Source organism: Acidovorax sp. CF316 (genome assembly GCF_000276605.1).
GTDB lineage: Bacteria > Pseudomonadota > Gammaproteobacteria > Burkholderiales > Burkholderiaceae_C > Acidovorax.
The window spans coordinates 1-18,263 of the sequence record NZ_AKJX01000297.1; the positions used below are offsets into that span (position 1 = coordinate 1).

The window sequence follows — 18,263 nt, forward strand, 5'->3', positions numbered from 1 at the left end:
TGGCAGGCGCCTGCCGAACCGCCGATGGCGCCAGCGGCGCATGGCGCGGCAGTGCCTCGCCCGTGAGGGCGGCCACGCAGCGCCGGGCCAGCACCCCGGCCAGATGGCAGCGATAACCGGCCGAGGCATGCAGGTCGCCCAGCGCCGTGAGGTCATCGGAGGGGATAGCAGACAAGGCCGCCAGGCCGAACTGGCCGCCAAGCGCCTGTTCGGCCCCAGGCCAGCGCGCGATGCCCATGCCCAGCCCGGTCACGGCCACGCGCACCTGGCCCGGCGCGGTATGCGCCACAGCCACGCCCACCAGCGCAAAGCGCGAGGCAGGCTGCTCGAACTTGAGGTAATGCAGGCCCTGCAGCCGGGGGAAGCGCACGCCGACGATCAGCTCGCCCGGTTCCAGCGCCGTGCTGTACAGGCCCTGGAAGTAATCGTCTGCCGCAATCTCGCGCCGCGCGGTGACGATGGTGGCACCCGCCGCCATCACCCCGGTGGGCCAGCAGGCCGCGGGGTCGTTGTGCGCCAGCGAGCCGCCGATGGTGCCCATGGCACGCACCTGCGCATCGGCGATGCCGCCGGCCAGGGCCGCCAGGCCCGGGGCGAAGCCCCGCACGGTGGCACTGGCTGCCACGCTGGCATGCGTGGCCATGGCGCCGATCCAGAGCGCTGGCGCACCCTGCGGCCCGGTCTCCACGCGGATGTCGCGCAGGCCCGGCACGTCCTGCAGGTCGACCAGCACCGCTGGCGTGGCCATGCCCAGCTTCATCGCGGCCAGCAGCGACTGGCCGCCAGCCAGCCAGGCCTGGCTGCCTTGCGCAGACGCGGGCATCAGCGCAAGCGCCTCGGCCAGCGAAGCAGGTCGATGGAAGTCCAATGCGTTCATGCCGGCTCCGTTCCGCGCATGGCGACCAGTCCCTCGCAGACCGCGTTCACGATGCCCTCGTAACCCGTGCAGCGGCACAGGTTGCCGCCCAGGGCATGGCGCACCCAGTGCGGGTCGATGGACTCCTCGGCGGCCTCGGGCTCATCAGCCAGAGCCACCGCGCGCATCAGGAAGCCCGGCGTGCAGAAGCCGCACTGCAGCGCATGGTGCCGGCTGAAGGCCTGCTGCATGGGGTGCAGCCGATCGGGTGCCGGGGCCAGCCCTTCGACCGTGCGCACGGCCCGGCCCTGCACCTGCAGGGCCAGCACATTGCACGACTTCACGGCCCGGCCGTCCACCTGCACCGTGCAGGCACCGCACTGGGCCGTGTCGCAGCCCTGGTGCGTGCCGCGCAGGGCCAGCGGGCCACGCAGGCAATCCACCAGCAATGTGTTGGCTTCCACCTGCACGCTGCAGACCTGGCCGTTGACCTGCAACTGGATCGGCATCCTCTGGCTCATGCGGGTGCGCGCCTCAGGCCAGGCGCAGGCCGCAGCCTGCAAAGGCTTCGCGCGTGGCAGCCAGCTCGGCCTCGGTCATGTTCAGCAGCGGCCGGCGCACGGGGCCGCCGTGCTGGCCCAGCAGTTCCTGCCAGGCCTTGCCATGCGCCTGCGGCTTGCCGGCGGGCTTGCTGGCGCGGAATGCGGCGCGCACCGGTTCCAGGCTGTCGCGCACCTTGCGCGCTTCGGCGTGCTGGCCGGCAAAGGCCAGGCGGGTGTACTCGTTCATGCGCTGGTCCACCTTGGTCTGCAGCAGGAAGGGCGGCGTGGAGCACAGGTAGAGCTTCCAGTTGAGCTCGATGATGTTTTCCAGCCAGTCTTCCTCGGAGGGGTTGCTCACCTGGATCTTGTGGCCGGCCAGTTCGGTCAGGCGCTTGTAGCGCGCGCGGTCGGCGCTGTACTTGATGGCCACGATGTTGGGCAGGTCGGCGATGCGGTTGCACAGCTCAGGGCTCATGGTATAGCCGCAGTCGGGGTGGTTCCACATGGCGATGCCGATGTCAAGCTGCTCCGAAAGGTAGCGGTAGTACTCGTAGATCGTCTCTTCCGTGTCGGCGCCGAAGTGCAGCACCGGGCTGTGCACGATCACGTAGTCGGCACCGACCTGGGCCGAATGGCGCGCCAGGTCGAGCACCACGTCGAGGTTGGTGTCCGAGCACGAGGTGATGATGCCGCAGCGGCCGATGCCGCCGCGGTTGCCCGCAGCCTGCGCGGCCTCGACCGACAGGGTGATCAGGCGCTTGCGCTCCTCGATCGACATGGCGAAGAACTCGGCCTGCTTGCCCGCGATGAACAGGCCGCCCAGGTTCAGGTCGCGGATCCAGTGGTCCATGTTCTGGCGCAGCGCCTTCTCGTCGATGCGCAGGGCCCCGTCGAAGGGCGTGAGGTTGGCAGCCCAGACGCCGACGAAGTGTTCGCGGGCGTATTCCTTGGCTTCAGACTTCTTGTAATCCATGGTGTTTTCCTTTCAAGACATGGGTTGGGTTCAGAGACCCTGGCCGCTCATCGCGCGCCAGAACTGTTCGGAGGTGAGGGGAAACTGCAGCGGGCATTCGCCCACCGGCGCCAGCGCATCGCGCGCCGCGTTCATCAGCGCGGCCGGCACGCCGATGCAGCCAGCTTCGCCCACGCCCTTGGCGCCCAGCAGGTTGTGCGGGCTCGGCGTGGAAAAACTGTGGATGTCGATGGCGGCCGGCATGTCGTCGGCGCGCGGCGCGGCATAGTCCATCAGCGAGCCGGTCACCAACTGGCCCGCGCCGTCGTAGACCAGGCGCTCCAGCAGGGCCTGGCCCAGGCCCTGGGCGAGGCCGCCGATGAGCTGGCCCTTGGCCAACTCGGGGTGGACGATGTGGCCGGCGTCGTCGGCCCAGGTGATCTGCTCGATGGTGGGGCGGCCGGTGTCGCGATCCACCGCCATGCGCGCGATCACGCAGCCGTAGCTCCAGGCCTCCCCCCCCGTGAAACGGCCCGCCGAGGTCAGCGGCAGCGCCTCGCCCGCCGCACGCCGCGCCAGCAGGTCGCGGCAGGCCTGCACAATGGCGCTGCCCGCAAGGGCGGTGCTGCGGCTGGCCAGCGCGCCCACGCCGGGCGGGCACAGTGCGGTGTCGCCATACACGACCTCGACCAGCTCATCGGCCATGCCCAGTGCCTCGCCGGCAATGCGCGCATAGGTTGTGCCGTGGCCCTGGCCTTGCGCGGGGGACCCCGTGGCCACGGTCACGCGGCCGTCTTCATGCCAGTCCACGCGCGCCGACTCCCAGCCCACGCCGCAGGGCTCGACATAGAGCGCCATGCCGATGCCCACCACCTCGCCCTCGGCGCGGCGCTGCGCCTGCAGCGCGCGCTGCTCCGCGTAGCCGAAGCGCTCGCAGGCCAGCTCCAGCGCACGCCGGTAGTCGCCACTGTCGAAGACCTCGCCGGTCGGCGTGGTGTAGGGCATGTCGGCGGCTTCCACCAGGTTGCGACGGCGCAGTTCCACCGGGTCGATGCCCGCGGCGCGCGCGGCCTGCTCGACCAGGGTTTCCATCAGCAGCGCGGCCTCGGGCCGGCCCGCACCGCGGTAGATGGTGACCGGGGCCGTGTGGGCCAGGCCGGCGCGCCCCTGCACGTCGAGCCGCGCCACGCGGTAGGGCCCGGGCAGGATGCGCGCCGTGTTGCGCAGCGGCACGACGGCCGAGAACGGCAGCCAGGCGCCCAGGGTGAACTGCAGCTCGGCCTGCAATGCGGCAAAGCGCCCTTGCGCCGTGACGGACAGGCGGCCCGACATGCGCGCCCCCCGGCCGTGCATGCCCGAGGTGAACTCGTCCGAGCGCGAGGAGATCCAGCGCACCGAGGCACCCACGCGGCGTGCGGCCAGCGGGATGGCCAGCTCCTCGGGGCAGAGCGAGGACTTGGCGCCAAAGGCACCGCCCACGTTGCCGGTGATGACACGCACGCGCGCTTCGTCCCAGCCCAGCGCGGCAGCGATATCCGCCTGCGCCCGGGTCGGCGACTGCGTGCCCAGGTGGACCGTGAGGCGGGCCGGTGCAGCATCGGCACCGACTGGCCCATGCCAGTGTGCGAGCATCCCGCGCGGCTCCATCGACAGGGCCAGCACGCGCGGCACCTCCAGCGCGGCGCTGGCTTCGCTGGCGACCACGTGGGTGGAGGCATCCGCTGCCTCGAAGTGGTGCTCTACCTCGGTCACGGGACGGGTGCCATCGAAGTCCGGCACGGGCACCAGCGGCTCGATGTCGAGCTGCACGCACGACGCAGCCTGCTGCGCCTGGGCCGGCGAACGGGCGAGCACCAGGGCCACGGGTTGGCCGACATAGACCACCTCGCCGCGCGCCAGCGGCTCGATGCGCGGCACGCTGGCCACGGGCAGCAGCGGGTTGGGTGGGGGCATGTGGACCACGCGGTCCGCATCCGACGGGGCCAGCAAGGTCTCGGCAATGAGCACCGCCACGACACCGGCGGACTGCTCGGCCGCCCCGGTCGCAATCGAACGCAGCCGGCCGTGCGCCAGCGGAGAGCGCACGAACACCGCATGCAGCACGCCTTCGGCCACCACGTCGCCGGTGTACTGCCCACGGCCCGTGAGCAGGGCGGGATCTTCGCGGCGAAGGGGGGTGAAGGCCGTTTTCAGCATGGAGCGGATTAGACCGATGCCCCCTTCGCCGGACAATCGCATAATTTTGAAAGACTTTGAAGTTTGCCGACACAATCGCGCCATGGACCTCCTGGACAATCCCTCCAACCTCAGCCTGCGCCAGCTGCGCGCGTTCTGGCTCGTCGCGCACGAAGGCACCATGACGCGGGCGGCCGCGCGCATGCACCTCACGATCTCGGCGCTGTCGATGCTGGTGCGCACGCTGGAGGAAGAACTCGGCGTGCGCCTGTTCGAGCGCACCACGCGCCGCATCGAGCTGACCGAGGCCGGCCGCCAGTTCCTGCCCACGGTGCGCGACGTGTTCTTTGCCCTCGACTCGGGCCTGCAGACGCTGCAGGAGAGCAAGCGCCGCAAGAGCGAGCGGCTCTCGGTCGTGACCTCGCCGCTGCTGGCGGCCAGCCTGGTACCCGAGGTCATCGCACGCTTTCGCGAGCAGTTCCCGAACGTCACGGTGACCCTGGTGGATGCCCCCGTGGACCAGGTCGTGGCCCACGTGCGCGAGGGCAAGTCGGATTTCGGCATCTGCACCGCCGACCTGGCCTCGACGGACCTGGTCTCCCAGGTGCTCTACAAGGACACGCTGGTGCTGGCCTGCAGCCCCGACCACCCGCTGGCCGAGCGCCGCGAGGCGAGCTGGGGCGACCTCACGGACCAGAGCCTGATCCTGCTGACCTCGAACACGGGCCTGCGCCGGCTGGCCGACCAGACCCTGGGGCAGCTCACGCTGCGCCTGAAGCCCGCGTTCGAGGTGGCCAACATCCAGACCGCCGTCGGCCTGGTCGCGGCGGGCCTCGGGGTCTCGGTGCTGCCGGCCTACAGCCTGTCGCGCGTGGACGGGCAGCGCGTGGTCTCGGTGCCGCTGACCGACCCCGTGGTGACGCGGGAAATCGTCGCGCTGTGCACCCGCGCACGGCCATTTTCAATGGCCGCTGAAGCATTCTTGAAGCTGTTCACAAAATACGCAGACCAGAGCGCGATTTAAGCGGTTTTTCGATCGGTTTTGCTGGTGTTGCCTCTGTTCAGCGGGGCAGCGCACCAGTACAAAAGTAGGGCGCCCTCACATGTCCCGGCGCACACACAAGGAAACCGATCCATGAAACCCCTTTGCGGCGCCAGCCCAACCCAGGCCCCCTCCTCCCCCTTGTCCCGCCGCCAGGTCCTGGTGCTGGGCGCCGGCGGCACTGCCGCCTGGCTGCACGCCACGCCATCGATGGCGAACACCTGGCCTTCCAAGCCCATCAAGATCACCACCGCCGCCTCCACCGGCAGCGGGCCCGATGTCTCGCTGCGGCTGGTGGCCGAGCAGCTCGCGCGCCGCTGGGGCCAGCCGGTCATCGTCGACAACAAGCCCGGCGGCAACGGTGTCGTGGCCTTCAATGCCACGCGCAGTGCCGCATCGGACGGCCATGAGCTGATCCACCTGGACAGCACCATGCTGACCTCCAACGTGCACCTGTACAGCCGCCTGCCCTACGACCCGCAGCGCGACTTCGCGCCCATCCGCCCGACGCTGCAGACCGACTTCTTCGTCGCCGTGGCCAAGGACAGCCCCTTCAAATCGGTCGACGACATCGTGCAGGCCGCCCTGGCCGCGCCGGACCGGGTCACCTACGGCTCCTGGGGCCTGGGCAGCCCCGGCCACCTGGGCGCGCTGCGCCTGCTGGCCGCCACGAACACGCACATGACGCATGTGCCCTACAAGGAAATCCCGCAGCTGTTTGCCGCCGTGGCCACCGGCGAGGTGCAGTGGGCGCTGGGCAGCATCGCCAGCGCCGGGCCCATGGAGAAGTCGGGCCGCATCCGCTTCGTGGGCGTGGCGGCTGCGCAGCCCTCGCCGTTCGCGCCGGGAGTACCCGGCATGGCCGGCTCGGCACAGGCCAAGGCCTTCGTGGCCAATGCCTGGTTCGGCCTGTTCGCCCCGCGCAACACGCCCAAGCCCCTGCGCGAGAAGATCGCGGCGGACATCACCGAGGTCCTGGCCACGCCGGACCTCACCGACCGCTACCGCACGCTGGGCTACAACCGCTTCGACCAGAAGCCCGACGAGTTCGGCGAGTACATTGGCCGGGAGACCCAGCTGTGGGGCCGCGTGATCGCCGATGCCAAGCTCAAGCTCGACTAGCAAGGCACCGGCTCGCACCAGAACGACGGAGACAGAACGAAGATGATTGCACTCAAGGACATCAGCTACGTGCGCCTGGGCACGCGCGACCTCGATGGCGCCTGCCGCTACGCCAATGACATCCTGGGCCTGCGCGAAGGGCAGCGCTACGGGCCGCCGCGGCATGGCAGGGCCGTGGGCTTTCGCAGCGACGCGCGCGAGCAGACGCTGGTGTACTTCGACGGCGACCCGGCGGACCACACCACCGGCTTCGAGCTCGCGTCCATGGCCGAACTGCAGGCTGCCGCAGCCGAGCTCGAACGCCTGGGCCATGCGGTGCGCGAGGGGCGCGCCGACGAATGCGAGCAACGCCGCGTGCAGGCCTTCATCGGCTTCAACGACCCGAGCGGCAACGCCATCGAACTGGCGGTGTCGCCCTTCCACAGCGGGGTGCGCTTTTTTCCGACGCGCGACACTGGCAACACCGGCTTCTCGCACGTGGGCCTGCGCAGCACCGACCCGGCGCGCGACGAGCGCTTCTGGACCACGGTGCTCAGCGCCAAGGTCAGCGACCGCATCGGTGCGGCGCCGCTCTTGCGCATCGACGAGGTGCACCACAAGATCGCGCTGTTCCCCTCGGGCTATGCGGGCGTGCAGCACATCAACCACCAGGTGGCGTCCATCGATGACCTGATGCGCGCCTGGTATCTGCTGCAATCGCGCGGCATCCGCGTGGTGTTCGGACCGGGCAAGCACCCGACTTCGGGCGCGATGTTCCTCTACTTCGAGGGGCCGGACGGCATGGTCTACGAGTTCTCGAGCGGCGTGCGCATGGTCACCGACCCGGATGCGCCACCGCGCCAGTTCCCGTTCCACCCCACGTCGTTCTGCATGTGGGGCTCCGTGCCCGATATCCCGGAATTCCGCTGATCAGGCCTGGCTGGAGACCCGCTCCAGCAACGCCAGGTAGTGCGGCAGCGGCGGCGTGGCCCGGCCCGGCACCTTGGCCAAGTCGTCGTAGCGGCGCAGGCGAATGGCCTCGTGCGCGAAGGGCTGGCTGGCAAAGCGGTCCGCCTCCACCGCACCATACGCCCCTCCTTGCAGCCCCAGGCTGTGCTGCGAAGCGGGCGACAGCGTGGCCCAATAGCCCGCATCCACCGCGCACAGGTAGCGCTTGGCATCGACGTGCATGCGGATCGGCTCCAGCACCGCATCGGGCAGCACCCCGTGCAGGAACGGCAGGGCCGCGTACTGGTGCAGGTCGTCCTGGCGCGGTGCACGTGCCTCGTTCTCGGCCGCTGCGGGAGCCAGCAGATGGCCCAGGTCGTGCAGCAGGGCTGCGACCACGGTGGCCGGGGTTTCGCCTGCCCCTTCGGCCAGGTGCGCGCACTGCAGCGCATGGTCGAGCTGGCTCACGGCCTCGCGGCCGTACTGCTTTTGCCCGCGCTCGGTGAGCAGCAGGGCGATGTCGTGCGGGGTCAGTGCCATGGCGTATCCATCCCTAGATCATGGTCTTGCGGATGCGGGCGGACACCAGGTCGATCACGCTCACGGTGACCACGATGATGAGCATCACCGCACAGGTCTCGGCGTACTGGAAGCCGCGGATGATCTCCCACAGCACCACGCCGATGCCGCCGGCCCCCACCATGCCCACCACCGAGGCCGAGCGCACATTGGCCTCGAAGCGGTAGAGGGTGTAGGAGATCCACAGCGGGATCACCTGCGGGATCACGCCGTAGATGATTTCGTGCAGCGCGCTGGCACCGGTGGAGCGGATGCCTTCCACGGGCTGCGGGTCGATGGCCTCGACCGCCTCGGAGAACAGCTTGGCCAGCGTGCCCGTGGTGTGGATCCACAGCGCCAGCACGCCGGCAAACGGCCCCAGGCCCACGGCCACCACGAAGAGCATGGCGAACACCATCTCGTTGATGGCGCGGCAGGCGTCGAGCACGCGGCGCACCGGCTGGTTGACCCACCAGGGCGCGATGTTGGACGAGGCCAGCAGCGCCAGCGGCACGGCCGTGACCACCGCGAGCGCCGTGCCCCACAGCGCGATCTGCAGCGTGACCAGCATCTCCTGCACATAGATCTGCCACTGCGAGAAGTTCGGCGGGAAGAACTCGGCCGCGTACTGGGCCATGTTGCCCGAGTCGCGGACGAGGTCGAGCGGACGCATGTCGGCGCCCTTCCAGGATGCGGCCAGCACCACCAGCAGGATGCCCCAGGAGAGATACCAGGCGAGGCTGCGCTTGGGCGCAGTGGTGCTCGCCAGGGTCGCGAGCGAAGGGGTCAATGCGGAAGACATGGTGGGGACTGGCCGGATGCGTTGCGTGCTGGCTGGCTTGTTTACTTCAGGGATGCCAACTGCTGGTCGATCTCGGCCAGGCGGGCTTTCTTGTCGGCGTCGGCCAGCGTGGCGTCGCCTTCGATCTTGTTGCGCTTGCCGAACAGGTCGAGCTGGCGGATGGGTGTCAGTTGCGCGTTGGTCGAGGGCTTGAAGCCCGAGAGCTTGGAGATCTTCATCACGATCTCCTTCTCGCGCGCATCGGTCTTGGCGTAGTTGTAGAAGAAGTCCTTGATTTTGGCCTTCAGCGGCTCGGGCAGGTCCTTGCGCATCACCAGCGGGTCGAGGGCGATCAGCGGCGAGGTCCAGACGATCTTGATGTCCTTGAACTTCTCGGGCTGGCGTTCCTTGATCTTCTCGAGGTTCTCGCTGTTGTTGGTGGCCACGTCGACCTGCTTGTTGGCCACGGCCAGGGCATTGGTCTCGTGGTTGGCACTGCGCGCCACCTTGAAATGGGTCTTGGCGTCGATCTTGTTCTGGGCAAAGGCGTAGTAGCCGGGCACCAGGAAGCCCGAGGTGGAGTTGGGATCGCCGTTGCCGAAGCTCAGCGACTTGCCGTTCTTGAGCACGTCGTCCAGCGTGGCCAGCGGGCTGTCCTTGTGCACGATCAGGTGCGAGTAGTAGCCCTGGGTGCCGTCGGCGTTGACCATCTGCGCGAAGACTTCGCCATTGGCGCGGTCCACGGCCTCCATGGCCGACTTGTTGCCCAGCCAGGCGACCTGCATCTTGTTGAAGCGCATGGCTTCGATGAGGCCGGCGTAGTCGGAGGCGAAGAAGGCGTTGATCTTCAGGCCCGTCTGCTTGGCCATGTCGTCCAGCAGGGGCTGCCAGTCGGCCTTGAGGTTCTGCGTCGCTTCGGTCGAGATCATGCCGAAGTTGATGTCCTGGGCGAAGGCGCCCGTGGTCATGCCCAGGCCGATGGCCAGGGTCGCGCACAGTTTCTTGAACATGGATGGCTCCAGTGAAAGGGAGAACGGTCGAAAGGGATGCGGAAACCGCGGGAGAGAGCGAAGAAGGAGACTCAGGCCGCCTGGGCCAGGGGCGGCACCCAGCCATTGGCGGGCTGCTGCGCAGGCGCGGTGACCGGCGCCTGGGGCAGGCTGGCGCCCAGGATCTCGTCGGCCTGCACGCCATAGAGCTCGCGCAGCAGTGCCGGCGTGAGGGCGGCCGAGGGCCCGTCGTAGACCACCCGCCCCTGGTGCAATGCGACCACGCGGGGGCAGTACTTGATGGCCACGTCCACCTGGTGCAGCGAGACGATGACGGTGCTGCCGTCCTCGCGGTTGATGCGCGCCAGGATGTCCATGACCTTGCGCGAGGATTCGGGGTCCAGCGAGGCGATGGGTTCGTCGGCCAGCACCACCTTGGCACCCTGCACCAGGGTGCGCGCGATCGCCGCGCGCTGTTGCTGCCCGCCCGACAGGGTGGAGGCGCGCTGCGCATGGCAGTCGGCAATGCCCACGCGGGCCAGGGCCTCCAGTGCCAGGGCGCGCTCGTGCGGGCGGAACACGCGCAGCCAGCCGCGCCATTTGGGCGTGCGGTGCAGCATGCCCACCAGCACGTTCATCATCACGGGCAGGCGGTCCACCAGGTTGAACTGCTGGAACACGAAGCCCACCTGCGAGCGCACCTTGCGGATGTCGCGGTGGATGCGCCCGCCCTGCTGCACGCAGCGGCCATCGACCTCGATCAGCGAGTGGCTGTCGCCGTCGGCCACGACCAGGCCGGCCACATGGCGCAGCAGCGTGGACTTGCCCGAGCCCGAGGCACCGATCAGCGCCACCATCTCGCCGGCATGCACCGTGAGGTCGATGTCGCGCAGCGCGTGCTTGCCGTTGGCGAAATGCTTGTTCAGTTGCTCGATGCGGAGGGCGATGGGCATGGCGGATTCCAAGTCGTCTATACAAATGCAGTTTGGGAGGCGGCTGTGACAGTGCCTTGACAGTTGCGGGAAATTTGCATGTCAAGCTACGTTCAGAGAACCCGCTGCCCTTCGCGCCAGACACCGCGCACCACGGCCTGCTGGGCGCCGCCGGGCAGGTCGGCCACGTGCACCTGGATCAGGTCCGCGCGCAGGCCGGGAACCAGCTCGCCCCGGTCGTGCATGCCCGAAGCGCGCGCCGGGTTGCGCGTGACGGTGGCCACGGCCTCGGGCAGGGTGAGGATGCCGTCGTGCACCAGACGCATCACGGCGCTCAGCAGGCTGCCGGGCACGTAGTCGGACGAAAGGATGTCCAGGAGGCCCTGGCGCGCCAGATCGGCCGCCGCCACGTTGCCCGAATGCGAGCCACCGCGCACCACGTTGGGCCCGCCCATCACGGTGAGCAGGCCGCGCTCGTGCGCTGCCTGGGCCGCCGCCAGCGTGGTCGGAAACTCCGACATGCCCGCGCCCTCGGCATGGGCCTGCTCCACATGCGCCACCGTGGTGTCGTCGTGGCTGGCCAGCGCGATGCCATGGGTGCGGCAGTAGTCCACGAAATAGGCACGGTGCGGCTCGGCGTACTGCGCCTGCAGGGTGGCGGCATGCTGCACCTGGCGCTCGAACTTCTCGCTGCTCCAGCCCTTCTTGCCGGTGTAGTAGGTGCGCGCCTGCTCCAGGTTCTCCCACTGGCGCTGCCCCGGGGTGTGGTCCATCAGCGAGATCAGCGACAGGCGCGGATGCCCGTGGAAGGGGCCGAACAGGTCGATGGTGTTGGGCGCCGGCAGCTCGCAGCGCACGTGCAGGTGGTGGTCGGCGCGCAGCAGGTTGCGCTCGGTGCAGGTATCGATGGTGTCGAGCACGCGGTTCCAGGCGCTGCCGCGCAGGCTGTCCACGTCGGCCTCGCCCACGCCCAGCGCGTCGAGCACGGTGGTGATGCCGGCCGCGGCAATCTCGGCGTCGTGCGCCAGCAGCGCCGGCATCTCGGCCCACTGCACCTTGGGGCGCGGCATCAGGTGGCGCTCGAAGTTGTCGGTATGCACCTCCACCAGGCCAGGCAGCAGGTAGTCCCCGCCCAGGTCGATGCCTTGCAGCGCGGCCGTGCCGCCCGAAGCCAGGGTGTCGATGCGCCCGCCCCGCACCGACAGCGAGCCTTGCACCACCTCGCCGGGCAGCACCATGCGGGCGTTGTGAAATACAGCTGCTGCGCTCATGCGGCCACCCCGCGGAAGTCCGCCACGTTCACGCGGCGCGTGGCCACGGCGGCGCCCACATGCGCGTCGTGGAAGATGCCGACCAGCGCGGCGCCGCGCGCCACGGCCTCGCGGACCATGGCGATCACGGTGTCGGTGTTGGCGGCGTCGAGCGATGCGGTGGGCTCGTCGAGCAGCAAGAGGGGCTTGGGCTTGATCATGTTGCGGGCGATGTTGATGCGCTGCTGCTCCCCGCCCGAGAAGGTGGCGGGCGGCAGGTGCCACAGGCGTTCGGGAATGCGCAGACGGTCGAGCCAGGTGCGGGCGGTGTCGCGCGCGGCCGCCAGGGCCGCCTCGTCGCTGCCGGCGTCTTCGGCCAGCGGCTCGGCCACCACGTCGAGCGCGCTCACGCGGGGGATCACGCGCAGGAACTGGCTCACGTAGCCGATGGTGTCGCGGCGCAGCTGCACCAGCTCGCGCGGCGTGGCCCGGGTCACGTCCACCGCGGGGCCGGTGGCTGGCTGCACGCGGATGCTGCCGGCGTTGGCGCGGTAGTTGGCATAGACCATCTTGAGCAGCGTGCTCTTGCCCATGCCCGACGGGCCGTCGAGCACCACGCATTCGCCGGGGCCCACGCGGAGGTCCACGTTGCCGAGCACGGGCAGCTCGATGCCGTTCTGGTGGTGCAGGGTGAAGCGCTTTGCCACGCCCTTGAGCTCCAGGATGGGTGGGTGGGTGTTCATCATCATGGTTGCAGTACCGAGGAAACGAGGAGCTGGGTGTAGGGGTGTTGGGGGTCGTCGAGCACCTGGTCGGTGAGGCCCGACTCGACCACCCGGCCGCGCTGCATCACCACCATGCGGTGGGCCAGCAGGCGGGCCACGGCCAGGTCATGGGTGACGACGATGGCCGCCAGCTGCATCTGCCGCGTGAGCTGGCGCAACAGGTCCAGCAGGCGCGCCTGCACCGAGACATCGAGGCCCGAGGTGGGCTCGTCCATGAACACCAGGCGCGGCTGGGTGACCAGGTTGCGGGCGATCTGCAGGCGCTGGCGCATGCCGCCCGAGAAGGCGCGCGGCGCGTCGTCGATGCGGCTGGCATCGATCTCCACGCGCTGCAGCCATTCGGTGGCGGTGGCGCGCAGCCGGCCATAGTGGCGCTCGCCCAGGCCCATGAGGCGCTCGCCCACATTGGCGCCGGCCGAAACGTCCATGCGCAGGCCGTCGGCCGCGTTCTGGTGCACGAAGCCCCAGTCGGTGCGCGCCAGCAGGCGCTGCTGTGCCTCGCCCATGGCCAGCACGTCCTGCAGCGTGCCGCTGCGGTCCTGGAAGTGCACGCTGCCCGCATCGGACCGGCTGCGTGCGGCCACGGCGTTGAGCAGGGTGGACTTGCCCGAGCCGGACTCGCCGACCACGGCCAGCACCTCGCCGGGCCACAGGTCGAACGAGGCATCCTGCAGCGCGACGCGCTGGCCGTAGCGCTTGCCGATGCCGCGCACGCTGAGCAGGGGGGTGGGGGATGAAAGGGTGGCGTCCATGGCGATCAGGGTTCGATGGAGAAGCTCAGGCCATGCTGCGCAAAGCCCAGGGATTCGTAGAAGGCATGCGCGTCGGTGCGCTTGCGGTGGGACGACAGGGCCAGCTTGTAGCAACCGGCCTCGCGCGCCAGCTGCACGGCGTGGGCCATCATCTGGCGACCGATGCCCTGGCCCTTGCGGTCGGCGGCCACCACCACGTCCTCGACGACGGCCGAAGGCGCGCCCCGGTGGGCCAGGTTGTGCATGACCAGCAGGGTGTAGGTGCCGACCACGTCGGCGCCCGACCCGGTGCTCTCGCAGGCCACCCACAGCCGGTAGCTCGGGTAGGTGCTGAACTGCACCAGCATGGCCCGGGCGTCCTCCAGCGTGAGCACGTGCTCGGGGCTGTCCTCGATGCCCTGGTACAGGGCCAGCACCTCGTCGAGATCGGCCTCGGTGGCTTCGCGCAGGATCACGGTGCTCATGCGGGCTCCCCTTCGGACGCGGCTACCGCCGCGGCCTGGCGCTCCTGGCAGTAGTCGGAGTCGGAGCACACATGCATGCGCGTGCCCTGGTCGTCGGTGATGACCTCGTCGAGGAAGCTGTCCGTGGCGCCGCACAGGGCGCAGCCGCAGTCCCAGCGCTGCACCTCGAAGGGGTGGTCCTCGAAGCCCAGGCTTTCCACCGGCGTGTAGGGCGGCACGGCGTAGATGCGCTTTTCGCGGCCCGCGCCGAAGAGCTGCAGCGCCGGGTTCATGTGCATCTTGGGGTTGTCGAACTTGGGGATGGGCGACGGCGCCATCACATAGCGGCCATTGACCAGCACCGGGTAGTCGTAGGTGGTGGCGATGTGGCCGTAGCGCGCGATGTCCTCGTAGAGCTTGACGTGCATGAGCCCGTACTCGGCCAGGCCGTGCAGGGTGCGTGTCTCGGTCTCGCGCGGCTCCAGGCGCTGCATGGGTTCGGGCACCGGCACTTGGTAGACGAGGACCTGACCCTCCGCCAGCGGCGTCTCGGGGATGCGGTGGCGCGTCTGGATCAGCGTGGCCTCGGTGGTGCGCGTGGTGGTGGCCACGCCCGTGGTGCGCTCGAAGAAGCGGCGGATGTTGACGGCGTTGACCGTGTCGTCCGAGCCCTGGTCGATGACCTTGAGGCAGTCGTCAGGCCCGATGATGGCCGCCGTGACCTGGATGCCGCCCGTGCCCCAGCCATAGGGCAGCGGCATCTCGCGCGAACCGAAGGGCACCTGGTAGCCCGGAATGGCCACGGCCTTGAGGATGGCCCGGCGGATCATGCGCTTGGTGCGCTCATCCAGGTAAGCGAAGTTGAAGTGGCCGTCCGTGGCTGCGGCATCGGCCGGCAGGCCCATCAGTGCGGGCTCGTGGGGCGCGTTCATGCGTCGTCTCCTTCGGGGGTGTCGTCGGCAGGGGCTGTGGCCGCGGTGGCACGCATGCGGCGCACCAGCTCCAGCTCGGACTGGAAGTCCACGTAGTGCGGCAGCTTCAGGTGCTGCACGAAGCCCGAGGCTTCCAGGCTGTCGCTGTGCGAGAGCACGAACTCCTGCATCTGCGCGGGCGACTCCACCGGCTCGCCCAGCTCGTCGGCGCGCAGGGCGCGGTCCACCAGGCTCATGGCCATGGCCTTGCGCTCGCTGTGGCCGAAGGCCAGGCCGTAGCCGCGCGTGAACTGCGGCGGCTGCTGCTTGCTGCCCGCGAACTGGTTGACCATCTCGCACTCGGTGAGCTCCATGTCGCCGATGGAGATGGCAAAGCCCAGTTCCTCGGGCACGACTTCCAGCGCCACCGTGCCCAGGCGCAGCTCGCCGACGAAGGGGTGCGAGTGCGCGTAGCCGCGCTGCGTGGAATACGCCATGGCCAACAGGAAGCCCTCGTCGCCGCGCGCCAGGTTCTGCAGGCGCGTGGCCCGGTTGGCCGGAAAGCGCAGCGGCTCGCGCGTGAGGTCGGCCGGGGCCGGGTCGCCTTCGGGAATGGGGCGGGTCTCGATCAGCCCTTCCTGGTTGAGCAGGTCGACCACGCGCGGCGTGGTCGCCGGTGCATCGGCCAGCGGTGCGGGGGCGGCCGCTGCAGCCGGTGCATCGCCCTGGGCCAGCAGCGTGAAGTCGAGCAGGCGCTGGGTGTAGTCGTAGGTGGGGCCGAGCACCTGGCCCCCGGGCAGGTCCTTGAAGGTGGCCGAGATGCGCCGGGTGAGTGCCATGCGCGCGGTGTCCAGCGGCAAGGTGGTGCCCAGGCGCGGCAAGGTGGCGCGGTAGGCGCGCAGCAGGAAGATGGCTTCCACCAAGTCGCCCGCCGCCTGCTTGATGGCCAGGGCCGCCAGCTCGGGATCGTAGACCGAGCCTTCGGTCATCACGCGGTCCACGGCCAGCTTGAGCTGCGCGCGGATCTGCGCCACCGAGAGTTCCGGCTCGGCCGTGTCGCCCCGGCGCTGCTCGGCCAGCAGGCGGTAGCTGTTGAGGATGGCGGTTTCCCCGCCCTTGACGGCAACGTACATGCGGCTCAGGCCTCCACGGTGGATGGTGATTCGATGCGGGTGGTGCGCGGCAGGCCGGCGATGTGCGTGGCCGTGGCCAGCACCACATCCACCCCGCGCGGGAAGGCGCCGTGGTTGTCGGCCCACTGCGGCACAAAGTCCTCGGGCAGGCCGGCCACGCGCAGGTGCTGCACCGCCTGGATGCCGGGGCCCAACAGGCGCCAGCTGTCCGTGCCGGCCAGCGCGGGCGCCAGCACCGCGACGTCGATCACGCAGGTGGCGGACTGGTCGGGGTACTCGTCGCTGCCGCGCTGCAGGCTGGCCAGCGCGGGCAGGGCGTCCCCTGCGGCCACCCAGGCAAACCGGGCCTGCCCGGGGGCGTCCACCAGCACGCAGCCGGTGTGAAAGCGCAGCCAGGTGCCGGCCTGGCTGGCAGCGAGCGTGGGCGAGAGCCACAGCGTGCACTCGCTGTCGAGCAGGGCCAGCAGCACGGCGGCCGATGCGGCGTGGCCCGTGGCGGGCACCTCGGCATCGTGCTCCAGCGCCACCGGGTCGCCAGGCTGGGACAGCGCCTTGAGCACCGAGCGGAACACGCCCTGGCTGCCCAGGGCCTCGCTGGAAAAGCCTGCACCCAGTGCGGACAGGGAGGTCGTCGGGGTAGTGCTCATTCCTGTTCCTCCTCGCCGCCGTCGTCGTTGATGCTGCCGCTCTCGCGCGCCACGGTGAAGAAGTCCACCCGCGTGCTGGCCGCGCGGGCCTGGCGCTCGGACTGCGCCTGGGCCAGGTGGCGGCGGATGGGGTCGAGCAGGCTGGCGTCGAGCGCGGCCTGGCGCGCAGGGTCCTGCAGCAGCGCATCGGCCAGCGCGGCCAACTGCACCTGGCGGTGCGAGCGGCCGAGCACGTAGGCCACGCCCACGGTGGGTTCACCACCCTCGGCAGCATCCGCCTGCACGCGCAGTGCGCAGCGGGTGACCGTGACCTCGCCCAGGTTGAAGCGCTCGCCGGTGCCGCCGGCGCGGCCCTGCACCATCATCAGCCCGGTTTCGGGGGCACGCAGCCAGCGTGCGGGCAGCGCGGCATGGCCGTGCAGCGCAGGCTCCAGGATGTCGATGGGTGCCCGGGCGAGCAGCGCCATCCAGTGCGCCCGCGCCAGCGGGCGGCCCGGACCAGGGTTGTCAAAGGCTTGAAACATGGAGGTGGTACTCTTGAAGTTGTATAGACAAATTAAACAACTGGCGCCAGCTTAGACAGCGCGCATGTAGGTTTCATGACAGCCACCACCAGCACACAAGTTCTTGCCCACCCCGCCCCTGCCGCACGCCCGGCACGCGACAGCTTCTGGACCCGCATTGCCGCCGAACTGGCCGAGGCCATCGGCAGCGGCATCTACCCCCCGGGCCAGCGCCTGCCCTCGGAACATGCCTTGGCCGAGCAGTTCGGGGTGAACCGCCACACCATCCGCCGCTCGCTGGCCAGCCTGTGCAGCCAGGGGCTGGTGCGCATCACCCAGGGCAGCGGCACCTACGTGGAGGACTTCGCGGTGGACCTGGCCCTGGGCAAACGCGTGCGCCACCAGCAGGGCCTGGCCCAGGCGGGCCTGCGCGGCAGCCTGGTGGTGCTGCAGGAACAGACGGTGCGCGCCACGGCCGCGCTGGCCAAGGCCCTGCAGGTGCCGGCCCGCAGCCCGCTGTTGCAATTGCGCGTGATCGGCCAGGCCGAGGGCCAGCCGCTGCACGTGAGCGAGCGCTACTTTCCCCTGCCCCGCTTCGACGGCCTGGCCGCCGTGGTGCGCGAGACCGGCTCCATCACCGCCGGCTTCACCGCACACGGCGTGGCCGACTACACCCGGCGCGAGAGCCGCATCACCGCCGAGCTGCCCGATGCCACCGTGGCCGCCGAGCTGCGCCAGCCCGCCGCGCGCCCGGTGCTGCTGGTCGAGAGCCTGAACGTCGACCTGGCCGGTACGCCCATTGAATGGGCACGCGCCTGGTTCGCGGGCGACCGCGTCAAACTCACCATCACCCATGACGACGAGTAACACCCCCTCCCCCGCTACCGCGCACCGCTATGCGGTGTACTTCGCGCCCCACCCCGGCACCCTGGCCTGGCTGGCCGGCAGCCACTGGCTGGGGGG

General features: G+C 69.8%; 20 protein-coding genes. 4 read left to right on the forward strand and 16 right to left on the reverse strand.

Annotated elements, in window-relative coordinates; translation table 11 throughout:
* The 4 genes from PMI14_RS32770 to PMI14_RS32785 all read right to left on the reverse strand — a co-directional run.
* On the reverse strand, window positions 1–877 hold an 877-nt coding region (locus PMI14_RS32770; protein WP_007862030.1), incomplete at its 3' end, for a xanthine dehydrogenase family protein subunit M.
* Window positions 874–1,377 carry a (2Fe-2S)-binding protein gene (locus PMI14_RS32775; protein WP_007862031.1) on the reverse strand — a complete coding sequence of 168 codons (504 nt, stop codon included), beginning with the start codon at window positions 1,375–1,377 and terminating at the stop codon, window positions 874–876. The genes PMI14_RS32775 and PMI14_RS32770, both read right to left, overlap by 4 nt.
* A 13-nt stretch (window positions 1,378–1,390) precedes the next feature.
* Window positions 1,391–2,371, reverse strand: a complete 981-nt coding sequence (locus tag PMI14_RS32780) for a dihydrodipicolinate synthase family protein (protein ID WP_007862032.1) — start codon at window positions 2,369–2,371, stop codon at window positions 1,391–1,393.
* A 30-nt stretch (window positions 2,372–2,401) separates the two neighbouring features.
* Window positions 2,402–4,546: a xanthine dehydrogenase family protein molybdopterin-binding subunit gene (locus PMI14_RS32785; protein WP_052024572.1), complete on the reverse strand. Its 2,145-nt coding sequence runs from the start codon at window positions 4,544–4,546 to the stop codon at window positions 2,402–2,404.
* A gap of 82 nt (window positions 4,547–4,628) precedes the next feature.
* On the opposite strand from PMI14_RS32785, the gene PMI14_RS32790 reads away from it, so the two are divergent.
* The 3 genes from PMI14_RS32790 (at window position 4,629) to PMI14_RS32800 (ending at window position 7,598) form a co-directional block, all read left to right on the forward strand.
* Window positions 4,629–5,549: a LysR family transcriptional regulator gene (locus PMI14_RS32790; RefSeq protein WP_007862035.1), complete on the forward strand. Its 921-nt coding sequence runs from the start codon at window positions 4,629–4,631 to the stop codon at window positions 5,547–5,549.
* 111 nt (window positions 5,550–5,660) lie between these two features.
* Complete coding sequence (locus tag PMI14_RS32795) at window positions 5,661–6,689, forward strand: tripartite tricarboxylate transporter substrate binding protein (RefSeq protein WP_007862037.1); 1,029 nt, start codon at window positions 5,661–5,663, stop codon at window positions 6,687–6,689.
* Window positions 6,690–6,731: 42 nt separating this feature from the next.
* Complete coding sequence (locus PMI14_RS32800) at window positions 6,732–7,598, forward strand: VOC family protein (RefSeq protein WP_007862039.1); 867 nt, start codon at window positions 6,732–6,734, stop codon at window positions 7,596–7,598.
* Here PMI14_RS32800 and PMI14_RS32805 read toward each other — a convergent pair whose 3' ends face one another.
* From PMI14_RS32805 to phnG, 12 genes are all read right to left on the reverse strand, one after another.
* Entirely contained in the window at window positions 7,599–8,156 is a 558-nt protein-coding gene (locus PMI14_RS32805) for a phosphonate degradation HD-domain oxygenase (RefSeq protein WP_007862042.1), read from the reverse strand.
* A gap of 13 nt (window positions 8,157–8,169) precedes the next feature.
* Entirely contained in the window at window positions 8,170–8,976 is an 807-nt protein-coding gene (phnE, locus tag PMI14_RS32810) for a phosphonate ABC transporter, permease protein PhnE (RefSeq protein WP_007862043.1), read from the reverse strand.
* A gap of 41 nt (window positions 8,977–9,017) precedes the next feature.
* Window positions 9,018–9,965, reverse strand: a complete 948-nt coding sequence (phnD, locus tag PMI14_RS32815) for a phosphonate ABC transporter substrate-binding protein (protein WP_007862046.1) — start codon at window positions 9,963–9,965, stop codon at window positions 9,018–9,020.
* Window positions 9,966–10,036: 71 nt separating this feature from the next.
* Window positions 10,037–10,897: a phosphonate ABC transporter ATP-binding protein gene (gene phnC / locus PMI14_RS32820; RefSeq protein WP_007862048.1), complete on the reverse strand. Its 861-nt coding sequence runs from the start codon at window positions 10,895–10,897 to the stop codon at window positions 10,037–10,039.
* A 92-nt stretch (window positions 10,898–10,989) separates the two neighbouring features.
* Window positions 10,990–12,147, reverse strand: a complete 1,158-nt coding sequence (locus tag PMI14_RS32825) for an alpha-D-ribose 1-methylphosphonate 5-triphosphate diphosphatase (protein WP_007862050.1) — start codon at window positions 12,145–12,147, stop codon at window positions 10,990–10,992.
* Window positions 12,144–12,875 carry a phosphonate C-P lyase system protein PhnL gene (gene phnL, locus PMI14_RS32830; RefSeq protein WP_007862052.1) on the reverse strand — a complete coding sequence of 244 codons (732 nt, stop codon included), beginning with the start codon at window positions 12,873–12,875 and terminating at the stop codon, window positions 12,144–12,146. Before phnL ends, PMI14_RS32825 begins: the two co-directional genes overlap by 4 nt.
* Window positions 12,872–13,663 (reverse strand): phosphonate C-P lyase system protein PhnK, encoded by a 792-nt coding sequence (phnK, locus tag PMI14_RS32835; protein WP_007862054.1) that lies wholly within the window; start codon window positions 13,661–13,663, stop codon window positions 12,872–12,874. The genes phnL and phnK overlap by 4 nt, the downstream gene beginning before the upstream one ends.
* A 5-nt stretch (window positions 13,664–13,668) precedes the next feature.
* Entirely contained in the window at window positions 13,669–14,127 is a 459-nt protein-coding gene (locus PMI14_RS32840) for a GNAT family N-acetyltransferase (protein WP_007862057.1), read from the reverse strand.
* Window positions 14,124–15,038 carry an alpha-D-ribose 1-methylphosphonate 5-phosphate C-P-lyase PhnJ gene (locus PMI14_RS32845; RefSeq protein WP_007862058.1) on the reverse strand — a complete coding sequence of 305 codons (915 nt, stop codon included), beginning with the start codon at window positions 15,036–15,038 and terminating at the stop codon, window positions 14,124–14,126. Before PMI14_RS32845 ends, PMI14_RS32840 begins: the two co-directional genes overlap by 4 nt.
* Window positions 15,035–16,150 carry a carbon-phosphorus lyase complex subunit PhnI gene (locus PMI14_RS32850; RefSeq protein ID WP_007862059.1) on the reverse strand — a complete coding sequence of 372 codons (1,116 nt, stop codon included), beginning with the start codon at window positions 16,148–16,150 and terminating at the stop codon, window positions 15,035–15,037. Before PMI14_RS32850 ends, PMI14_RS32845 begins: the two co-directional genes overlap by 4 nt.
* A gap of 5 nt (window positions 16,151–16,155) precedes the next feature.
* Window positions 16,156–16,797, reverse strand: a complete 642-nt coding sequence (gene phnH / locus PMI14_RS32855) for a phosphonate C-P lyase system protein PhnH (RefSeq protein WP_007862060.1) — start codon at window positions 16,795–16,797, stop codon at window positions 16,156–16,158.
* Window positions 16,794–17,321 (reverse strand): phosphonate C-P lyase system protein PhnG, encoded by a 528-nt coding sequence (gene phnG, locus PMI14_RS32860; RefSeq protein WP_007862062.1) that lies wholly within the window; start codon window positions 17,319–17,321, stop codon window positions 16,794–16,796. Before phnG ends, phnH begins: the two co-directional genes overlap by 4 nt.
* A 75-nt stretch (window positions 17,322–17,396) precedes the next feature.
* Between phnG and phnF the strand changes: the two genes are divergently transcribed.
* Entirely contained in the window at window positions 17,397–18,167 is a 771-nt protein-coding gene (phnF, locus tag PMI14_RS32865; protein WP_007862064.1) for a phosphonate metabolism transcriptional regulator PhnF, read from the forward strand.
* Window positions 18,168–18,263 lie beyond the last annotated feature (96 nt).